18 protein-coding genes are annotated in these 18452 nt (G+C 66.6%); 7 read left to right on the forward strand and 11 right to left on the reverse strand.

From position 1 onward, the window contains the following. Positions 1-195: 195 nt before the first annotated feature. The 4 genes from htpG to DFR40_RS02295 all read left to right on the forward strand — a co-directional run bounded on the left by htpG (position 196) and on the right by DFR40_RS02295 (position 5092). A complete protein-coding gene (gene htpG, locus DFR40_RS02280) occupies positions 196-2112 on the forward strand; it encodes a molecular chaperone HtpG (RefSeq protein ID WP_121456882.1) in 1917 nt (638 codons plus the stop codon). A 34-nt stretch (positions 2113-2146) separates the two neighbouring features. Beyond that, on the forward strand, positions 2147-2362 hold the full coding sequence (locus DFR40_RS02285) for a DUF3820 family protein (protein ID WP_121456933.1): 216 nt from the start codon (positions 2147-2149) through the stop codon (positions 2360-2362). An 80-nt stretch (positions 2363-2442) separates the two neighbouring features. Next, a complete protein-coding gene (tfpB, locus tag DFR40_RS02290; protein ID WP_121456883.1) occupies positions 2443-4236 on the forward strand; it encodes a type IV pilus assembly ATPase TfpB in 1794 nt (597 codons plus the stop codon). An 82-nt stretch (positions 4237-4318) separates the two neighbouring features. Next, positions 4319-5092, forward strand: coding sequence for an oxygen-binding di-iron domain-containing protein (locus tag DFR40_RS02295; RefSeq protein WP_121456884.1), 774 nt, complete (start codon positions 4319-4321; stop codon positions 5090-5092). A gap of 4 nt (positions 5093-5096) precedes the next feature. On the opposite strand, the gene DFR40_RS02300 is transcribed toward DFR40_RS02295, so the two are convergent. The 3 genes from DFR40_RS02300 to nth are packed head-to-tail and all read right to left on the reverse strand — an operon-like array spanning position 5097 to position 7166. Further along, a complete protein-coding gene (locus DFR40_RS02300; protein ID WP_121456885.1) occupies positions 5097-5528 on the reverse strand; it encodes a DUF1841 family protein in 432 nt (143 codons plus the stop codon). Then, the gene (locus DFR40_RS02305) at positions 5509-6537 is read right to left on the reverse strand and encodes an FIST C-terminal domain-containing protein (protein WP_121456886.1); all 1029 of its coding nucleotides are present in this window, start codon (positions 6535-6537) and stop codon (positions 5509-5511) included. The genes DFR40_RS02300 and DFR40_RS02305 overlap by 20 nt, the downstream gene beginning before the upstream one ends. Next, positions 6534-7166, reverse strand: a complete 633-nt coding sequence (nth, locus tag DFR40_RS02310; protein ID WP_121456887.1) for an endonuclease III — start codon at positions 7164-7166, stop codon at positions 6534-6536. Before nth ends, DFR40_RS02305 begins: the two co-directional genes overlap by 4 nt. A gap of 110 nt (positions 7167-7276) precedes the next feature. Between nth and DFR40_RS17450 the strand changes: the two genes are divergently transcribed. The 3 genes from DFR40_RS17450 to DFR40_RS02320 are packed head-to-tail and all read left to right on the forward strand — an operon-like array spanning position 7277 to position 10993. After that, positions 7277-7402 (forward strand): hypothetical protein, encoded by a 126-nt coding sequence (locus tag DFR40_RS17450; RefSeq protein ID WP_281270048.1) that lies wholly within the window; start codon positions 7277-7279, stop codon positions 7400-7402. Between the two features lie 7 nt (positions 7403-7409). Beyond that, entirely contained in the window at positions 7410-8417 is a 1008-nt protein-coding gene (locus tag DFR40_RS02315; protein ID WP_170160139.1) for a cytochrome-c peroxidase, read from the forward strand. Next, positions 8414-10993 carry an EAL domain-containing protein gene (locus DFR40_RS02320; protein WP_121456889.1) on the forward strand — a complete coding sequence of 860 codons (2580 nt, stop codon included), beginning with the start codon at positions 8414-8416 and terminating at the stop codon, positions 10991-10993. Before DFR40_RS02315 ends, DFR40_RS02320 begins: the two co-directional genes overlap by 4 nt. Here the strand turns inward: DFR40_RS02320 and DFR40_RS02325 are convergent. From DFR40_RS02325 to DFR40_RS02360, 8 genes are all read right to left on the reverse strand, one after another. Next, positions 10961-12028, reverse strand: coding sequence for an RNA methyltransferase (locus DFR40_RS02325; protein WP_121456890.1), 1068 nt, complete (start codon positions 12026-12028; stop codon positions 10961-10963). The genes DFR40_RS02320 and DFR40_RS02325 overlap by 33 nt on opposite strands. Before the next feature lie 7 nt (positions 12029-12035). Beyond that, positions 12036-12728, reverse strand: coding sequence for an electron transport complex subunit E (locus DFR40_RS02330; protein WP_121456891.1), 693 nt, complete (start codon positions 12726-12728; stop codon positions 12036-12038). Further along, the gene (gene rsxG, locus DFR40_RS02335; protein ID WP_121456892.1) at positions 12725-13390 is read right to left on the reverse strand and encodes an electron transport complex subunit RsxG; all 666 of its coding nucleotides are present in this window, start codon (positions 13388-13390) and stop codon (positions 12725-12727) included. Before rsxG ends, DFR40_RS02330 begins: the two co-directional genes overlap by 4 nt. After that, complete coding sequence (locus DFR40_RS02340) at positions 13387-14409, reverse strand: RnfABCDGE type electron transport complex subunit D (RefSeq protein ID WP_121456893.1); 1023 nt, start codon at positions 14407-14409, stop codon at positions 13387-13389. The genes rsxG and DFR40_RS02340 overlap by 4 nt, the downstream gene beginning before the upstream one ends. Further along, positions 14406-16145, reverse strand: coding sequence for an electron transport complex subunit RsxC (gene rsxC / locus DFR40_RS02345; RefSeq protein WP_121456894.1), 1740 nt, complete (start codon positions 16143-16145; stop codon positions 14406-14408). Before rsxC ends, DFR40_RS02340 begins: the two co-directional genes overlap by 4 nt. Continuing rightward, complete coding sequence (gene rsxB, locus DFR40_RS02350) at positions 16145-16717, reverse strand: electron transport complex subunit RsxB (protein ID WP_425453925.1); 573 nt, start codon at positions 16715-16717, stop codon at positions 16145-16147. Before rsxB ends, rsxC begins: the two co-directional genes overlap by 1 nt. After that, positions 16717-17301: an electron transport complex subunit RsxA gene (gene rsxA, locus DFR40_RS02355; RefSeq protein WP_121456895.1), complete on the reverse strand. Its 585-nt coding sequence runs from the start codon at positions 17299-17301 to the stop codon at positions 16717-16719. Before rsxA ends, rsxB begins: the two co-directional genes overlap by 1 nt. Before the next feature lie 73 nt (positions 17302-17374). Further along, positions 17375-18421: a quinone-dependent dihydroorotate dehydrogenase gene (locus DFR40_RS02360; RefSeq protein WP_121456935.1), complete on the reverse strand. Its 1047-nt coding sequence runs from the start codon at positions 18419-18421 to the stop codon at positions 17375-17377. Positions 18422-18452 lie beyond the last annotated feature (31 nt).

Genomic DNA, 18452 nt, shown 5'->3' on the forward strand with positions numbered 1-18452 from the left:
TGATAGTGAGCACCTCGCTCGCGAAAGTAGGTCACCGCCAGGCTCCCATTTCTCAAACCCCCTCGCACCCAGTGCCAGGGGGTTTGGCCGTTTACCAAAACCAGCGAAGGAAACAGCAAATTTCCTTGCTGGAGGCTTGAAATCAGGCCGGGCATCCCCATCTCCGTATGCGTCGCTTTCTCTGGAGTTGAATACATGTCCGAATCCGCTACCGCGAGCCGTGAAACTCTCGGCTTCCAGGCCGAAGTCAAGCAACTGCTGCAGTTGATGATCCACTCCTTGTACAGCAACAAGGAGATTTTCCTGCGAGAACTGGTTTCCAATGCCTCCGATGCCTGTGACAAACTGCGCTTCGAGGCCCTGAACAATGCCGCGCTCTACGGCGATGACAGCGATCTTAAGATCCGTGTCGCCTTCGACAAGGCGGCGCGCACGATCACCATTTCCGACAATGGCATCGGCCTGTCGCGCGAGGAGGCAGTCCAGCACCTCGGGACCATTGCCAAGTCGGGTACCCGCGAATTCTTTTCCGCACTGACCGGCGATCAGGCCAAGGATGCGCATCTGATCGGGCAGTTCGGGGTTGGTTTCTATTCTTCGTTCATCATCGCCGACAAGGTTACCGTCGTTTCGCGGCGCGCTGGCCTGCCGGCCGACCAGGCGGTGTGCTGGGAGTCCGCCGGCGAGGGGGACTACACCGTCGAGATCGTCAGCAAGGCGAGCCGCGGTACCGACGTCATCCTGCACCTGCGCGAAGGCGAGGACGATTTCCTGTCCGGCTGGAAACTGAAGTCGATCATCCGCAAGTATTCCGATCACATCACCTTGCCCATCGTGATGAAGAAGGAAGAATGGAAGGATGGCGAACAGGTCGTCAGCGACGAGGACGAGACCGTCAATCAGGCCAATGCGCTGTGGGCGCGCAGCAAGTCGGAGATCGACGAAGCCCAGTACAAGGAGTTCTACAAGCACGTCGCCCACGATTTCGAGGATCCGCTCTGCTGGACCCACGCTAAGGTCGAAGGTAAGCAGGAATACACCCAGCTGCTCTACATTCCGGCGCGCGCGCCGTTCGATCTGTGGGACCGCAACGCCCGCCACGGCATCAAGCTTTACGTGCGCCGCGTCTTCATCATGGACGACGCCGAAAAGCTGATGCCGCTTTACCTGCGCTTCGTCCGTGGCGTGGTCGATTCGGCCGACCTGCCGCTCAACGTCTCGCGCGAGATCCTGCAGGAGTCCAAGGATATCGACAACATCCGCAGCGGCTGCACGCGCAAGGTGCTGGCGATGCTCGAAAGCATGGCCAACTCGGATGTGACGGTCGACCGTGAAAATTACGCAAAATTCTGGGAAGCCTTCGGTGCCGTGCTCAAGGAAGGCGTCGGCGAAGACTTCGCCAACAAGGACAAGATCGCCGGCCTGTTGCGCTTTGCCTCGACGCATGGCGACGGTGACAAGCAGATCGTCTCGCTGGCCGACTACATCGGCCGGATGAAAGAAGGCCAGGAAAAGATCTACTACGTCACCGCCGATACCTTCAATGCGGCCCGGAACAGCCCTCACCTCGAAATCTTCAAGAAGAAGGGCATCGAGGTGCTGCTCCTCTCCGATCGTGTCGATGAATGGGTGGTCGGCCACCTCACCGAATTCGACGGCAAGCCGCTGCAATCCGTCGCCAAGGGCGGTCTCGACCTCGGCTCGCTGGAGGATGAAGCCGAGAAGAAGGAAGCCGAAAAGGCTGCCGACGAGTACAAGGAACTGCTGGAAAAGGTGAAGACGGCGCTCGGCGAGAAGGTCAAGGATGTGCGCATCACCCACCGCCTGACCGATTCGCCGTCCTGCCTGGTTGCCGACGAGCACGATCCCTCCGGCAACCTTGCCCGCCTGCTCAAGGCCGCCGGGCAGAAAGCGCCGGAAACCAGGCCCATCCTCGAAATCAACCCGCAGCACCCGGCGGTGATGCGGCTGAAGTACGAGGAAAGCCGCTTCGACGACTGGGCCGCACTGCTCTTCGAGCAAGCGACGCTGTCCGAAGGCGGCCAGCTCGACGATCCGGCCGGCTTCGTCAAGCGTATCAACGACCTGATGCTGGCCTTGTCGGCCAAGTAGGGAAGACGGGGCTGCGGCCCCGTTTCCATTGCTCGTGCAAGCAGAAGATTTGCAGCGGCTGCTCGATGTCAGCATGCCATATGGCAAGTACAAGGGCAGGGCGATTGCCGACCTGCCCGGGAACTACCTCGGCTGGTTCGCCCGCGAGGGGTTTCCGCGCGGCGAGCTCGGCCGCTTGCTGGCGTTGATGTACGAGATCGATCACAACAATCTCGGCGCACTGCTCGCGCCCTTGCGTAAAAACCGCTAAAGCCGCGGCAAAAGCGGTTTTGGCGGCGTTTTTTTGCGTTATAGTCGGCAGCTGTTTTCCGGCTTGGGCAGGCCCCGCGTATGGTTTCCTCGCAAGACAGCGCAGTACATGAGCATCGTCTGACGCTCGCAGAAATTCTCGACATGGCGGTTGGCGACGGGCTGGTTGATGCTGCCGATGCGACCGCCCTGAAAGCCGAGCGTCGCCTGCACGGCGACAAGGTTCACCCGCTGATCGTCATCGCCGACCAGAAATGGCGCAGCCGGCAGCCGCCGCAGAAGCTGCTCGGGCTCGACCTGCTGACCGAATGGCTGGCGGCTCGCTGCGGTCTCGATTATTTCCACATCGATCCACTCAAGATCGACTTCACCGGTGTCGCCGAGGTCATGTCCAGCGCCTACGCTGCGCGTTTCGGCATCCTGCCGGTGCAGGTGACGACCCGCGAGGTCGTGATCGCCACCGCCGAGCCCCATGTCCGCGAATGGGAAGGCGAGCTGCGCCAGATCCTGCGCAAGGACATCCGCCGGGTGATGGCCAATCCGGAAGACATCGCCCGTTACCTGGTCGAGTTCTTCAATCTGGCCAAATCGGTCAAGAAGGCTGCCGCCAAGGGCGAGATCACTTCCGGCCTGTCGAGCTTCGAGCAACTGGTCGAGCTGGGCAAGACCAACCGCCAGTACGACGCCAACGACCAGCACATCGTCCATATCGTCGACTGGCTGTGGCAGTACGCCTTCGACCAGCGTGCCTCGGACATCCACATCGAGCCGCGGCGCGACATCGGCATCGTCCGCTTCCGCATCGACGGCGTCCTGCATCAGGTGTACCAGATCCCGATGGCGGTGATGAACGCGATGACCAGCCGGATCAAGCTGCTCGGGCGGATGGACGTGATCGAGAAGCGGCGGCCGCAGGACGGCCGGATCAAGACGCGGACGCCGGGCGGCCAGGAAGTCGAGCTGCGCCTGTCGACGCTGCCGACGGCATTCGGCGAGAAGCTGGTGATGCGGATTTTCGATCCCGAGGTGCTGGTTCGCGATTTCCGCTCGCTCGGTTTCTCGCAGGAAGACCAGGCGCGCTGGCAGCAGATGACGACGACGCCGAACGGCATCGTCCTGGTGACCGGACCGACCGGCTCGGGCAAGACGACGACCTTGTACACCACGCTCAAGCAGCTGGCGACCCCCGAGGTCAATGTGTGCACGATCGAGGACCCGATCGAGATGGTCGAGTCGGCCTTCAACCAGATGCAGGTCAACAACGCCATCGAACTGGGCTTTGCCGACGGGGTCCGCGCCTTGATGCGGCAGGATCCGGACATCATCATGATCGGCGAGATCCGCGACCTGGAGACCGCGGAAATGGCGATCCAGGCAGCGCTGACCGGTCACCTCGTGCTGTCGACGCTGCATACCAACGATGCGCCATCGGCGATCACCCGCCTGCTCGACCTCGGCGTGCCGGCCTACCTGATCAATTCGACCCTGCTCGGGATCATGGCCCAGCGCCTGGTGCGCACGCTCTGTCCGCATTGCAAGAAGAGCGCGCCGATCACCGAGGAGGAGCGTGCCGCCTGGCGGATGCTGGTGCATCCCTGGAAGGCCGCCGAGCCGGCCAGCGTTTACCATGCGGTCGGCTGTCTGGAATGCCGGATGACCGGCTACAGCGGTCGCATCGGCGTCTACGAGATCCTCCTCAACTCGCCCGAGGTGCGCCGGCAGATCCGGCCCGACGCCGAGATCGCCCGCGTCCGCGACCAGGCCTTCCGCGAAGGGACCCGGCCGTTGCGGGTGTCAGGGGCGCTCAAGGTGGCCCAGGGACTGACCACGATCGAGGAACTGATCAAGCAGGTGCCGCCGGCCGAAGACAGTTGAGGCAAGGTTTTTCCTACCTATTCCGGACTAGTCACCAAGGCGTGGTGAGAGGATAATTTGACCCCTTGTTCAAGGGGGTTATATGGCAGTTGAACTGTTCAACGACGGCAAGCACATCGTCCACGCCTTTTACGACCTGGTGGACGATTCGCCCGGTGGCGCCGTCCAGTGCAACCAGTTCCTGGTGGTCGATAACGGTCACGGCGCACTGATCGATCCCGGCGGCAACATGACCTACACCGGGCTGCTGATGGACATGCAGAAGTACTTCTCGTCGAAGGACCTCGACTACATCCTCGCCTCGCACCCCGATCCGGACATCATCGCCTCGGTCAACAAATGGTTCGTCGCCTCGCACTGCAAGGTGATGATCTCGGCGTTGTGGACCCGCTTCGTGCCCCACTTCACCACCGGCAAGGACGTTTCCGACCGTATCCTCGGCATTCCCGACCAGGGCGCGGTCATCCGCCTCGGCGAGTGCAACCTGATCGCGCTGCCGGCGCATTTCATGCATGCCGAAGGCAATTTCCAGTTCTACGATCCGGTCGCGCGCATCCTCTTCTCGGGCGACCTCGGTACCTCGCTGGTGCCGCACGAACAGGCGGCCGAGCCGGTGACCGACTTCCACGGCCACCTGCGCTACATGGAAGCCTTCCACCGGCGCTACATCGTCTCGCGCAAGGTCTGCCGCTTCTGGGCCAACATGGTCCGCCAGCTCGACATCGACCAGATCGTCCCGCAGCACGGTTCGCGCTTCGTCGGCAAGCAGGCGGTCGCCGATTTCATCGCCTGGGTCGAGGGCGTCGAATGCGGCGTCGACCTGATGACCCAGAACAACTACCAGCTGCCGCGCTGAGCGACTAGCGGCGACTGCTTTCGCGGCGGATCGCTTCGAGATAGGCCAGCGCGTCCATCTGACTGCCTTCGCGCTGCGCCCGCCAGATCGTTTCGCCCAGGCATTCGAGCAGCACGTGCTCGGCGGCGTGGGCGTCCATCCGCGTGCACAGTTGGGCATAGGCGGCGCGGATTCCCGGCGGCTGGTCGATGCTCGTCTGCTCGTGGATGGCCAGGTGCAGGGAGAGATGCAGGAAAGGGCTCATCTGCCCGGTTTCCGGCGTCCAGTCCTGGTTGACCGCAAGATCCGGATGGTCGAGCAGTTCGCGGTATTCCGGGTGACGGGCAGCAATGTCGGCGGCGGCGACTTCGGCGCCGACCAGCGGCAGCCGGTCGCGGTGTTTCTGCCAGGCGCTGCAGAAGAACTGGCGGACCTGGTCACGGGTGGGGTTGAACATCGGCGCTTTCGTAGAGCAGGGTGAGAAGGGCGTTGTTGAACATGCGGTTGCCGTCGCTGCCGGGAACGATCTGGCCGGTCCCGTAGGCGCCGAGCAGCGGTACGCCGGGAAAGGCGGCGCGGAAGGCGCAGAGGTCGCGGTCGTCGTCGCCGTAGAACAGCGGGCCGCGGCCGATGCACGAGAACATCAAGGCGAATTTCGGGCAAATACCGCGGTTGACCGTGACATCGAGCTGGTGGCGGATTTCCTGCTCGGCGGCGAGCGGCTGGCGGATACCCCAGAACACTTCATCGCCTGGTTGCAGCGGTGCTGCCAGCGTCAGCGAACCGTCGCTGTTGGCCGAGAGGATGGCGATACCGGGCTGCTCCTCGGCACGCAGCAGGCACAGCTGGTGCAGCGGCGGCCTGGCGCGCAGCTCGCCGGGCAGATGCCGGCGCAGGTTGTCGAGCGCCGCGCTGCCGGCGAGCTGGCGCAGTTCGTGGGCGTCGGCGGCGGTGACCGGCTGTGCCGCGCCAAGCCGCTGCAGGCCGCGCGACAGCAGCAGCTGCGGACGCAGGCCGGGCAGCGCCAGCGCGCTGCGCGCGTCGGCACATTCTCGCGCCTGTTGCCAGGCGCCGCCGTCGCTATCGACCAGGCCGACGCGCTGACGGTCCTGTGGCCAGTCCCAGGGCAGCCGGCCCTGGCCGCTGAACGACAGCAGCGGCGCCTCGTCACCGCCGGTCGCCGGCAATTCGGCGAAGACCAGGGCGGCGGCCGCCGCCTGGTCGATCAACCAGCCGTCCTCGGTGAACAGGCCGCTGGCCGTGCCTCCGGCGATCTGCAGGCAGGCCGCGGCGCCGGCCGCGGCGCGCAGGGCCGGCTGCGGGTGACGGGCGAAATCGCGGCTGAGCAGCAGCAGCACCCGTTCGGCGCGTGCCAGTCCGGCCCGCGCCAACGCGGCGCGGACCGCCTGCTCGGCCAGTTCGGGAACGGCAGACGGTCCGCTGGCCTGGCCGCTGGCGACGATCATGCGCTCTTGCCCCGGAAACCGCAGACGTCGAAAACGCAGCAGTGCGCGCAGTCGGGCTTGCGCGCCTTGCACACGTAGCGGCCGTGCAGGATCAGCCAGTGGTGGGCGTCCTTGAGGAACTCGCGGGGCGTGACCCGGAGCAGCTTGTTCTCGACCTCGAGCACGGTCTTGCCCGGCGCCAGGCCGGTGCGGTTGCCGAGGCGGAAGATGTGGGTGTCGACGGCGATGGTCGGCTGGCCGAAGGCAGTGTTGAGAACGACGTTGGCAGTCTTGCGGCCGACGCCGGGCAACGCCTCGAGTGCCTCGCGTTCGGCCGGGACTTCGCCGCCATGCTGCTCGATGAGGATGCGGCAGGTGGCGACGACATTCCTGGCCTTGGTCTTGTACAGGCCGATCGTCTTGATGTATTCGGCGACGCCGGCTTCGCCGAGCGCGAGCATGGCGGCCGGCGTCGGCGCCGCCGGAAAGAGGCGGGCGGTCGCCTTGTTGACGCCGACATCGGTGGCCTGGGCCGACAGGATCACCGCGATCAGCAACTGGAAAGGCGTTGCGTAGTCGAGCTCGGTGGTCGGCGCCGGGTTGTTGTCGCGCAGGCGCTGGTAGAACTGCTGGACGTCGGCTTTTTTCACGGCTGGCGGGGCTTCGAGGGATTGTCAGTGGCCCGGGAATGGGCGATATTGCAAGCAAGGGAATTCTAACCGACGGAGAAAGCACGGCGTTTATGTACCTCACGACGAACGTGGGAAAGATTGCGCTGGCGCAACTGATCGACGGCGCCTGCGAGGCCGAGGATTTCTTTCCCGCCTTCGGTGAGGCGGTCTATGCCGCCAAGCGGCGCGGCAAGAACTGTGTCGTCGAGGTCTAGGCTGCGGATGAAGAAGTTTTTCGGTTTCCTGTCCTTGCTCGCGCTGATCCTTGGCGCGGCGTGGTTTTCCCGACCCGACCGGGCGCCGGTCGCGGCGCTGGCACCGTTGCTGCCGCTGGCCGAAGGCGAGGGCCTGGATGCGATCCGCCCGCTGCCACCACCACCCAGTCTGCCGCCCGAACGGGTGGCATTGGGTGAGCGTCTGTTCAGCGATCCACGCCTGTCGGCCGATCAGTCGCTGGCCTGCGTCTCCTGCCACCGCTTCGATCTCGGCGGCGCCGACGGCCGTGTCGTCTCGCTCGGTGTCGGCGGCGCCGCCGGGGCGGTGAACGCGCCGACGGTGTTCAACAGCGGCCTGCAGTTCGCCCAGTTCTGGGACGGCCGTGCCCGCGACCTGCGCGAACAGGTCGCCGGGCCGCTGCACAATCCGGTCGAGATGGCCTCGTCGTGGCCGCAGGTGATCGAGCGCCTGCAGGCCGACGCGGAGATCCGCCGGGATTTCGCCCGCGCCTACCCGGATGGCCTGAACGCCGCCAACATCGCCGACGCGATCGCCAGCTTCGAACAGTCGCTGGTCACGGTCGACGCGCCTTTCGACCGGTTTTTGCGCGGCGAGCGCGAGGCCATCGGCGAACTCGAACTCAAGGGCTATCACCGTTTCCGCGATTTCGGCTGCATCAGCTGCCATCAGGGCGTGCTGCTCGGCGGCAACATGTTCCAGAAGTTCGGCGTGCTCGGCGATTATTTCGCCGGCCGCCCGCTCAACCCGGGCGACCTCGGGCGCTACAACGTCACCGGCCGCGACGAGGACCGGCACGTGTTCAAGGTCCCCGGCTTGCGCAACGTCGCGCTGACCGCCCCGTATTTCCACGACGGCTCGGCGGCGACGCTGGCGACGGCGGTGGCGGTGATGGGCCGCTACCAGCTCGGCCGCGACCTGCAGCCGGACGATGTCGAGGCCATCGTCGCCTTCCTCGGCACGCTCACCGGCAAGCTTCCGGAGCCGCGTCGATGAAGGCCTGGCTGGCCGGCCTGCGCGCCCGGCGATCGTGGAAATTCATGCTGGTCGCGGTGCTCACGGCGCTGCTCACCTGGCTCTTCGTCAAGGCCGGCGAGGTCTCGCCCGGCAGCCACGACGCCTATACCCAGCAACTGCGGTTGTTCCAGCAGTACGACGCCGAGCTCAATTCGCGCGTCGTCGCCAGCTATTCCGGCCTGGTCCAGAACTACGACGCGACTGCGCATTACCTGGCGCGGCTGCGCCAGAGCGGCGAGGCCCTGGCCGAGCTGCCGCCTTGGATCGAGTCCGGCGCCCGCCAGCAGCTGGCCGCCGAGGTGCGCGCGCTGGTCGAGGCGCAGCAGGAAAAGGCGCGCGACGTCGATCGCTTCCAGCGCGCCAACGCGGTCCTGCGCAACTCGATGCTCTACCTGCCGCAGGCTGCCGATGCCCTGCTTGCCCAGCCGGACTGGCCGCACTACGATGCCTTCGAGGATTTCATCCGGCGCCTGATCGGCTTTGGCCTCACCCGCACCCTCGACGATGCCGAACGCGCCCGCCTGCGCAACGAACTGCTCCGCCTGCGCCAGGCGCGGGGGACGGTGGACATGCAGCCGGTGCTGGTGCACGCGGCGATCATCATGGAGCGCGGGCCGGAGGTCGGGCATCTGGTCGAACGCATTGTCCGGGCGCCGACCGCCGGCCGGCACGAAAAACTGACGCACGGCTACCTCGCTGCCTACCAGACGGCGGTGGCCGATGCCACCTATCACCGCACGCTGCTCTACGCGATCGCCATGCTGCTCGTCGGCTACGCGCTCTACGCGCTGTTCCGCATCGAGCGTGACCGCCGCGCACTGCTCCTCGCCCACGCCGACCTGGCCGAGCGCTACGAGGCGCAGCGCCGGGCCGAGGCGGAATTGCGCCTGTACGGCACGGTATTCACCCACGCCGCCGAAGGGATGACGATCACCGACGGCGAATCGCGGATTGTCGCGGTCAACCCGGCTTTTTGCGCAATAACCGGCTACACGCCGGCGGAAGTCATCGGGCGGACGCCGGCGGTGCTCAACTCCGGCCGCCAGGACGAGGCCTTCTACCGCGAGATGTGGCGCTCGCTGAAGGAAACCGGCCAGTGGCAGGGGGAAATCTGGAACCGGCGCAAGGACGGCGGGATCTTCCCCGAGTGGCTGTCGATCGCCGCGGTGAGCGACGAACATGGCGGGGCCGGCCACTACATCGGGGTGTTCACCGACATCTCCGAGCGCAAGCAGAGCGAGGCGCGCATCCACCACCTGGCCCACCACGACGCGCTCACCGGCCTGCCCAACCGGCTGCTGCTCGAGGACCGGATCGGCCAGGCACTGCTCAATTCGAAGCGGAGCCAGCGCCAGATGGGGATCATCTTCATCGACCTCGACCGCTTCAAGAACATCAACGACACGCTCGGCCACGCGGTCGGCGACGACCTCCTGGTCCAGGCTGCCGAGCGCGGCCTGCGCGTGCTGCGCGAGACCGATACGCTGTGCCGCCAGGGCGGCGACGAATTCGTCGTCGTCCTTCCCGAACTCGAAAACCGCCAGGATGCCGCCCATGTCTGCGGCAAGCTGCTCGCCGCGCTGTGCCAGCCCTACCTGCTCGCCGGCCACGAACTGACGGTCAGCGGCAGCGCCGGCATCGCGATCTACCCGGAAGACGGCGAAACCGCCTCCGAGCTGCTGCGCAAGGCCGACGCGGCGATGTACCGGGCCAAGGAGGAGGGGCGCAACACCTTCTGCTATTTCTCGGCCGAGATCAGCACCGCGACGCTCGGCGAACTGCTGCTCGAGAACGACCTGTTCGGCGCCCTCGAACGCGGCGAGCTGCTGCTGCACTACCAGCCCAAGGTCGATGCCGCGAGCGGCGAGATCGTCGCCGCCGAGGCGCTGATGCGCTGGCACCACCGCGAGCGCGGGCTGATCTCGCCGGAACAGTTCATCCCGCTGGCCGAGGAGAACGGCCTGATCAACGCCTTCGGCGAATGGGCAATCCGTGCCGTCTGCGCCCAGCAGCGCGCCTGGCTCGACGCCGGCCTGCTCGTCGTGCCGGTGGCGGTGAACATCTCGGCCCACCAGTTCGCCCAGCAGGACCTGCCGAACATGCTCGCGCACGCCCTTGCCGAATACGGCCTGCCGCCGCAGCTGCTCGAGCTCGAGCTGACCGAGTCGCTGCTGATGCGCAACTCGGCGCGCGCCGCGGCAGTGCTGCAGACACTGCGGCGGATGCACGTGCAGGTGGCGATCGACGACTTCGGCACCGGCTATTCGTCGCTCAGCTACCTGCGCCAGTTCCCGGTCCAGTCGCTGAAGATCGACCGCAGCTTCGTCTGCCAGATCGGCGAGCATGGCGAACCGGTGCGCCTCGCCTCGGCGATCATCGCGATGGCCCACGAGCTCGACCTGACGGTGATCGCCGAAGGCGTCGAAAACGAGATCCAGGCGCGCTACCTGGCCGAACACGGTTGCGACCAGTTTCAGGGCTATTTGTACGGTCGACCGCAAACGGCGGCGGCGTTTGGCGCGCTACTCGCCGAGCGGCAGCTGGCTTCCGCCTGAGGCCGGCCGCCGCCGGCGGATCTCGACCGGGCTGCCGTCACGGCTGCGCGCCCGCAACTGCCCGCAACCGCCGTCAACGTCCTGTCCTGCCGACTGGCGCACCGTCGTGCGGATGCCGCGGGCGTGCAGGTAGTGGGCCAGTTCGCTGACGCGCGCCTGGCTCGGGCGGCGGAAATCGAGCGCGGCGGTGGTGTTGTACGGAATCAGGTTCATGATCGCGTACTTGCCGGCGAGCAGGTCGACGATGCCGTCCATTTCCTCGAAGCTGTCGTTGATTCCCTCGAGCAGCGTCCATTGGTACTGGATCGGGTAGCTGCTGCGCCGGGCATAGATTTCCGCCTGCTCGACCAGTTCCTGCGGGCTCATCCGCGGCGCCCGCGGCAGCAGTCGGGCGCGCAGGCCGGCATCGGTGGTATGCAGCGACAGCGCCAGCGCCGGTACCACGCGCTGTTGCGGCAGGCGTTCGAAGACGCGCGGGTCGCCGACGGTCGAGAAGACCAGGTTCTTGTGGCCGAAACCGCCGGCAGTGCCGAGCAGATCGATCGCCTCGAGCACATTGTCGAGGTTGTGCGAGGGTTCGCCCATGCCCATGAAGACGACCCGGCGCAGCGGCCGGCGGGCGCGGGCGAGGACCACCTGGGCGACCATTTCGGCGCTGCCGACCTGGCGCAACAGGCCGTCGCGGCCGGTCATGCAGAAGGTGCAGCCGACCGCGCAACCGATCTGCGTCGAGATGCAGACGCCGTCGCGCGGCAGCAGCACGCTCTCGACCGTCTGGCCGTCGGCCAGCTCGACCAGCAGCCGGGTGCCGTCGTCGCCGGGGTGCTCGGAAACGACGCGGGCGAGTCCGGCCAGTTGCCGGTTCAGTTCGGGCAGCGCCTCGCGGATCGCCAGCGGCAGGAAATTCTCGGCCGCCTGTCGGCGGGTGCCGCTGTCCAGTGGCTTCGCCTGCAACCAGGCGCGCAGCATGCGTTCCTCGTGCGCCGGCTTGGCGCCGAGCGCCCGCAGCGCCTGGCGAATGGCAGCCAGTTGCATGCCGGGTTCAGACGCCGGCGGCTTCGGCCGGCGCCACCGGCGGCGGGGCCTGGCGGCGGGCGCGCTCGGCGGCGCGCGCGTCCATCCAGTTCTTCCAGGCAATCATGCAGCCAAGCAGGATGAAAGCACCCGGCGGCAGCAGGCCGAGCAGGAACCCGGGATAGGATTCCGGCAGTACCTGGATCGGTGCGAGACCGGGAAAGACCATGTCGATGCCGCCGAACAGGGTGCCGCTGCCGAGCAGCTCGCGCATCGCGCCAAGCACGGCCAGCGTCCACAGCAGCCCGAGGCCCATGAAGATGCCGTCCACGGTTGCGTTGAGCGGCGGATTCTTGGCGGCGAAGGCTTCGACGCGGGCGAGCACGATGCAGTTGGTGACGATCAGCGGGATGAAGATGCCGAGGACGACGTAGAGTTCGTGCAGCTGGGCGTTGAACAGCAGGTCGACGACGGTGACCAGCGCGGCGACGATGAGGATGAAGACCGGAATGCGGATCTCGTGCGGGATCAGGTTGCGCAGCATGGCAACGGCGACGTTGGCCAGGGCCATGACGATGATCGTCGCCAGCGACAGCATCACGCCATTGACGATGTTGGTGCTCACCGCCAGCAGCGGGCACAGGCCGAGCAACTGGGCCAGCGCGGTGTTCTGCTTCCACAGGCCGTTGCCGGCGATGGTCGTGAATTCGTCGCGGGTCATTGTCCGGTTCCTTCCGCAAACAGCTGGTCGCGCCGGCTGTCGGCCCAGCGCACGGCATTGTGTACCGCCTTGGTCACGGCGCGCGGCGTCACCGTGGCGCCGGCCCGGTACTCGATCTCGCCGCCGTCCTTGCGCACGCGCCAGGCCTTTTCCGCGGTGTTCGCCAGCGAACGCCCGACAAACTGGCCGATCCACGGCTGCGTCTTGTTCTTGTCCTTCTTCGGTTCGATGTAGTCGCCCAGCCCCGGCGTTTCCTTGTGCTGGGTGACGCGCACGCCGGCGACCGTGCCGTCGGCACGGATCGCGACGAGCAGGCGGATGTTGCCGGCGTAGCCGTCGGCGGCGACGGCCTCGAAGACCAGCGCCGCCGGCCGGCCGCCCTGGCGCGCACGGTAGAGCGTGCTGGCTTCCTTGAGGCCGAGTTCCGGCGTCGGCGGCAGTTGCAGCGTGTCCTCGAGCAGGCGGTTGTCGTAGTCGGCGGCGGGCAGCACGTCGTTGAGCAGCTTCATCTTCTCGGCCAGCGCCGAGGCCTCGATCGCCGGCCGGGTCCACAGGTAGGCTGCGGAGAGCAGCGCGGTGAAGGCGATCACGAAGACGAAGAGGATCGCCGCCGTGCGCACGGCCATGCCGGAAGCGGTGAATTCGCGCGGAGTGCTGGTCATGGCTGCTTGCCCTTCATGCCGAAGATGCGCGGCTGGGTCAGCTGGTCGATCAGCGGTGCCGACAGGTTCATCAGCAGCACGGCAAAGGCGACGCCGTCGGGATAGCCGCCGAAGACGCGGATGATGTAGGCGAGCAGGCCGGCGGAAAAACCGAAGATCAGCTTGCCGCGCGGCGTCGTGCAGCCGGAAACCGGGTCGGTGACGATGAAGAAGGCGCCGAGCAGGGTGCCACCGGAGAGCAGGTGGAAGAGCGGGCTGGCGAAGGCGTCCGGGCGATACAGCCAGAGTCCGCCGGAAATCGCGACGATGGCGGCGATGAAGGCGAACGGCGCGTGCCAGGTGATCAGCTTGCGCTGCCACAGCCACAGGCCGCCGAGCAGGTAGCCGGCGGCGACCCATTCCCAGCCGCGTCCGGCGAAGTTGCCGTAGATGTCCTGGTTGGCCAGCAGTTGGGCGACGTCGATCTGGCCGTCGCCGAGCTTGAGCGCGGTCTTCATCGCGTCGAGCGGGGTGGCGCCGGTGAGCGCATCGGCGCGCGGCATCAGGCCGAGGATGATGTCGAGCTGCTCGAGCAGCGGCATCTTCAGGCCGACGCTCGGCCACTGCGACATCAATGCCGGGAAGGAGACGATGCAGACGGCGAAGGCGACCATCGCCGGGTTGAACGGGTTCTGGCCGAGGCCGCCGTAGAGGTGCTTGGCGACGACGATGGCGAACACCGTGCCGGTGACCACCAGCCACCACGGCGCCAGCGGCGGGAAGGTGAGTGCGATCAGCCAGGCGGTGACGATCGCCGAACCGTCGGCCAGGAACATCGCCAGCGGTTTGCCGCGCAGCTTGAGCATCGCCGCCTCGGCGGCGACGGCAGCAAGCGAGGCGATCACCAGCTGGACCAGGATCGCCGGGCCGACCAGCCAGGCGTAGGCGGCGATGCCGGGCACCAGCGCCAGGCAGACCTGGGTCATCACCTGGCTGACGCTGGCGTCCTTGAGCAGGAAGGGGGCGGGGGCGAACATCATTCCTCGGTCTTGGTTGCGGTAGGCGCGGCCGCTGCCTCGGCCGGGGCGTCGGCGATGCCGGCCTGGACGCGGCGGGCCTCGATCTCGGCCATGTCCCGGGCCTGTTCCGGGGTCAGGGCGTCGGTGTTCTTCGGCTGGGCGGCTTCGCGCTGGGCCTTGGCGCGGGCCATGGCGGCGGCAATCGCGGCCTTTTTTGCCGCTTCGGCAGGGTCGACCGTCAAATCCGCGGGTTTTTCAGCGACGGCGACCGCCGGGGCGTCCCCGGCGGCAGCTGCGGCGGCGGCTTCCGCCGCTTTCTTGGCGGCCTGGGCGGCGGCGGCCTTGGCCAGCTTCTCGGCCTTCTCGGCCTTTTCGCGTTCCTCGCGGAACTGCTTGAACTCGAAGCGCGTCTTCGCCTCGTCGGCCGCCTTCTTTTCCTTCTCGCGCGCCCAGATCTCGCTCTTCGCGAAACGGAAGTACTGGACCAGCGGAATCCGCGACGGGCAGACGAAGGAGCAGCAACCGCACTCGATGCAGTCGAAGATGTGGTACTGCTGGGTCTTGCCGAAATCCTTGGCGCGGGCGTGCCAGTACAGTTCGAACGGCTGCAGCTCGTGCGGGCAGGCCTGGGCGCAGGCGCCGCAGCGGATGCACGGCATTTCCGGCGCCTTGGGCGGGAACAGGCGTTCCGAATGGGCGATCAGGCAGTTGGTCGCCTTGATCACCGGAACCGCCGGCTCGGGGACCAGGAAACCCATCATCGGGCCACCCATGACGATGCCGTCGGTGTCCGGGTTGGGCTGCGCCAGTTGCAGCAGTTCGTCCATCGGCGTGCCGATCAGGACTTCGTAATTGCCCGGCTGGCGGACATTGCCGGTGAGCGTGACGATGCGCGAGACGACCGGTTCGCCGTGGGCGATGGCGCGCCAGGCGGTGTAGGCGGTGGCGACGTTGAAGCACTGCACGCCGAGGTCGGTTGAGCGCTTGGCGGCCGGGACTTCCTTGCCGGTGAGGACGCGGATCAGCTGCTTGGCGCCGCCGGCCGGGTACAGCGTCGGCACCTGGACGACGACGAAGTCCTCGCCACAGGCCTCGACCGCGGCGCGCATGGCGGCAGCGGCTTCCGGCTTGTTGTCCTCGATCCCGATCAGCACCTTCTGCGGCTGCAGCAGGTCGCGGAAGACGCCGATGCCGCGGACGATGTCGATCGCCCGCTCGCGCATCAGCAGGTCGTCGCAGGTGATGAAGGGCTCGCATTCGGCGCCGTTGATCACCAGTTCCTGCATCGGCACCGTCTTTGCCGGGGTCAGCTTGCCGTGGGTCGGGAAAACCGCACCGCCGAGACCGACCACGCCGGACTGCTGGAGGTAGTGGCGGACCGCGTCCGGGGTCGCATTGACGAGGTCGAAGGGCTGCCGGGCAATCCATTCGTCGCGGCCGTCCGGCTCGATGAACACGCAGTCGGCGTCGAGGCCGGAGGGGTGCGGCTGCTTGCCGGGACCGACGGCGACCACGGTGCCCGAAGTCGGGGCATGCACGGCGGCGGAAATCCAGCCGTCGGCCTCGCCGATCAACTGCCCCTTGAGCACCTTGTCGCCGACCGCGACGACCGGGCGCGGCGTGCCGCCGATGCTCTGGTGCAGGGGCACGGCGAGGTGCGAGGGAAGCGGCGCGGCGGCGATCGGCCGGCCGGTCGATTGCGTCTTGTTGGTCGGCGGCTTGACGCCGCCCTTGAACTTGAACAGGTTCATCAGCATCAGACGATCTCCGCGGCGGCCTGGGCAGGCGCTGCCTTGATCTCGATCACCGGAAACTTCCATTTCCAGTTGTCCAGGGTTTCCGGGATGACTTCCATGCGGATGCACTCGACCGGGCAGGGCGGCAGACACAACTCGCAGCCGGTGCATTGCTGGGCGATGATGGTGTGCATCTGCTTGGCGGCGCCGACGATGGCATCGACCGGGCAGGCCTGGATGCACAGCGTGCAGCCGATGCAGGTGTTCTCGTCGATGATCGCCACCTGCTTCGGTTTTTCCTCGGCTTCCAGCGGCTTGACCTCGCGGCCGAGCAGGTCGGCCAGGCGCTGCACGCCTTCCATGCCGCCCGGCGGGCACAGGTTGATGTCGCATTCGCCCTTGGCGATGGCTTCGGCGTAGGGCTTGCAGCCGGGGTAACCGCACTGGCCGCACTGCGTCTGCGGCAGGATGGCCTCGATTTTCTCGACCAGCGGATCGCCTTCGACCTTGAACTTGATCGAGGCGAAGCCGAGCGCTGCGCCGAGGACGACGGCGCCGAGGGCCATGATGGCGATGGCGAGCAGGATATCCATTACTGGTACTTGTCGAGGCCGGCGAAGCCCATGAAGGCCAGGGCCATCAGGCCGGCGGTGATCATCGCGATGGCCGAGCCGCGGAAATGCTGCGGCACGTCGGCGCCCTCGATGCGTTCACGGATGCCGGCGAAGAGGATCAGCACGCCGGAGAAGCCGATCGCGCTGCCGGCGCCGAAGAGCAGCGATTCGACGAAGTCGTAGCCGTAGGCGATGTTGATCAAAGGTACGCCGAGCACGGCGCAGTTGGTGGTGATCAGCGGCAGGTAGATGCCCAGCGTCTGCTGCAGCGTCGGTGAAGTCTTGGCGATGACCATCTCGGTGAGCTGGACAATGGCCGCGATGGTGACGATGAAGGACAGCGTGCGCAGGTATTCCAGCCCGAAGGGAATGAGCAGGAAATGGTCGATGATGTAGCTCGATCCGGTCGCCAGAGTCAGCACGAAGGTCGTCGCGGCACCCATGCCGTAGGCCGTTTCCAGTTTCTTGGAAACGCCCATGAACGGGCACAGGCCGAGGATTTTCACCAGCACGACGTTGTTGACCAGCACCGCGCCGACGAGAAGGAAGATGTAGTGGCTCATGGGTCGGGGAAAGAGCGAAGGCCGCCATTATCGGGTGCCGGCCGATGACCGGCAACTACGGCCGTTTATGCGCTTATAGGCCTTTCTCTTTCAGTGCGGCGGCGACGGCATGGCCCATTTCGCCGACCAGCTCCGGACCGCGGTAGATGAAGCCGCTGTACACCTGGACCAGGCTGGCGCCGGCGCGGATCTTTTCGGCGGCGTCGGCACCGTTGAGGATGCCGCCGACGCCGATGATCGGCACCTCGCCGGCCAGCGCTGCCGCCAGCTTGCGCTGGACGGCGGTGGCTTTGCCGCGGACCGGCGCGCCGGAGAGGCCGCCGGCCTCGCCACCGTTGGCCAGATGCTCGACGCCGTCGCGCGACAGCGTCGTGTTGGTGGCGATGACGCCGTCGAAGCGATGCCGGCGCAGCGCCTCGGCGATCGCGGCGATCTGGCTGTCGTCGAGATCGGGGGCGATCTTCAGGGCCAGCGGCACGTAGCGGCCGTGGCGGTCGGCCAGCTGCTGCTGGCGCGCCTTGAGTTGCGCGAGCAGGTCGTCGAGCGCCTCGTCCTTCTGCAGCTCGCGCAGGTTCTTGGTGTTCGGCGACGAGATGTTCACGGTGACGTAGCTGGCGTCGTTGTACACCTTGTCGAGGCAGATCAGGTAGTCGTCGGCCGCCTTCTCGATCGGCGTCGTCGCGTTCTTGCCGATGTTGATGCCGAGGATGCCGCCGCATTTCGGGAATTTCGCCGCGCGCACGTTGCGCAGCAGCGCGTCGACGCCGGCGTTGTTGAAGCCCATCCGGTTGACGATGGCCTGCGCTTCCGGGATGCGGAACAGGCGCGGCTTCGGGTTGCCCTCCTGGGGGCGTGGCGTGATCGTGCCGATCTCGATGAAGCCGAAACCGAGGCCGGCGAGCGCGTCGATGTGGGCGCCGTTCTTGTCGAGGCCGGCGGCGATGCCGATCGGGTTCGGGAAGCGCAGGCCCATGACCTCGACCGGGCAGGCCGGCGCCGGCTTGGCGAGGAGTCCGAGGAGGCCGGCGGATTCCAGGAAGGACATGCCGGCGAGGCCGATGCCGTGCGCCTTTTCGGCGTCCAGCGCGAAGAAGAATTTGCGGATGAGCGGATAGAGCATGGTGGCCGGCATTTTAACGCATTTGCGCCGG

Source organism: Azonexus fungiphilus (assembly GCF_003634965.1).
GTDB lineage: Bacteria > Pseudomonadota > Gammaproteobacteria > Burkholderiales > Rhodocyclaceae > Azonexus > Azonexus fungiphilus.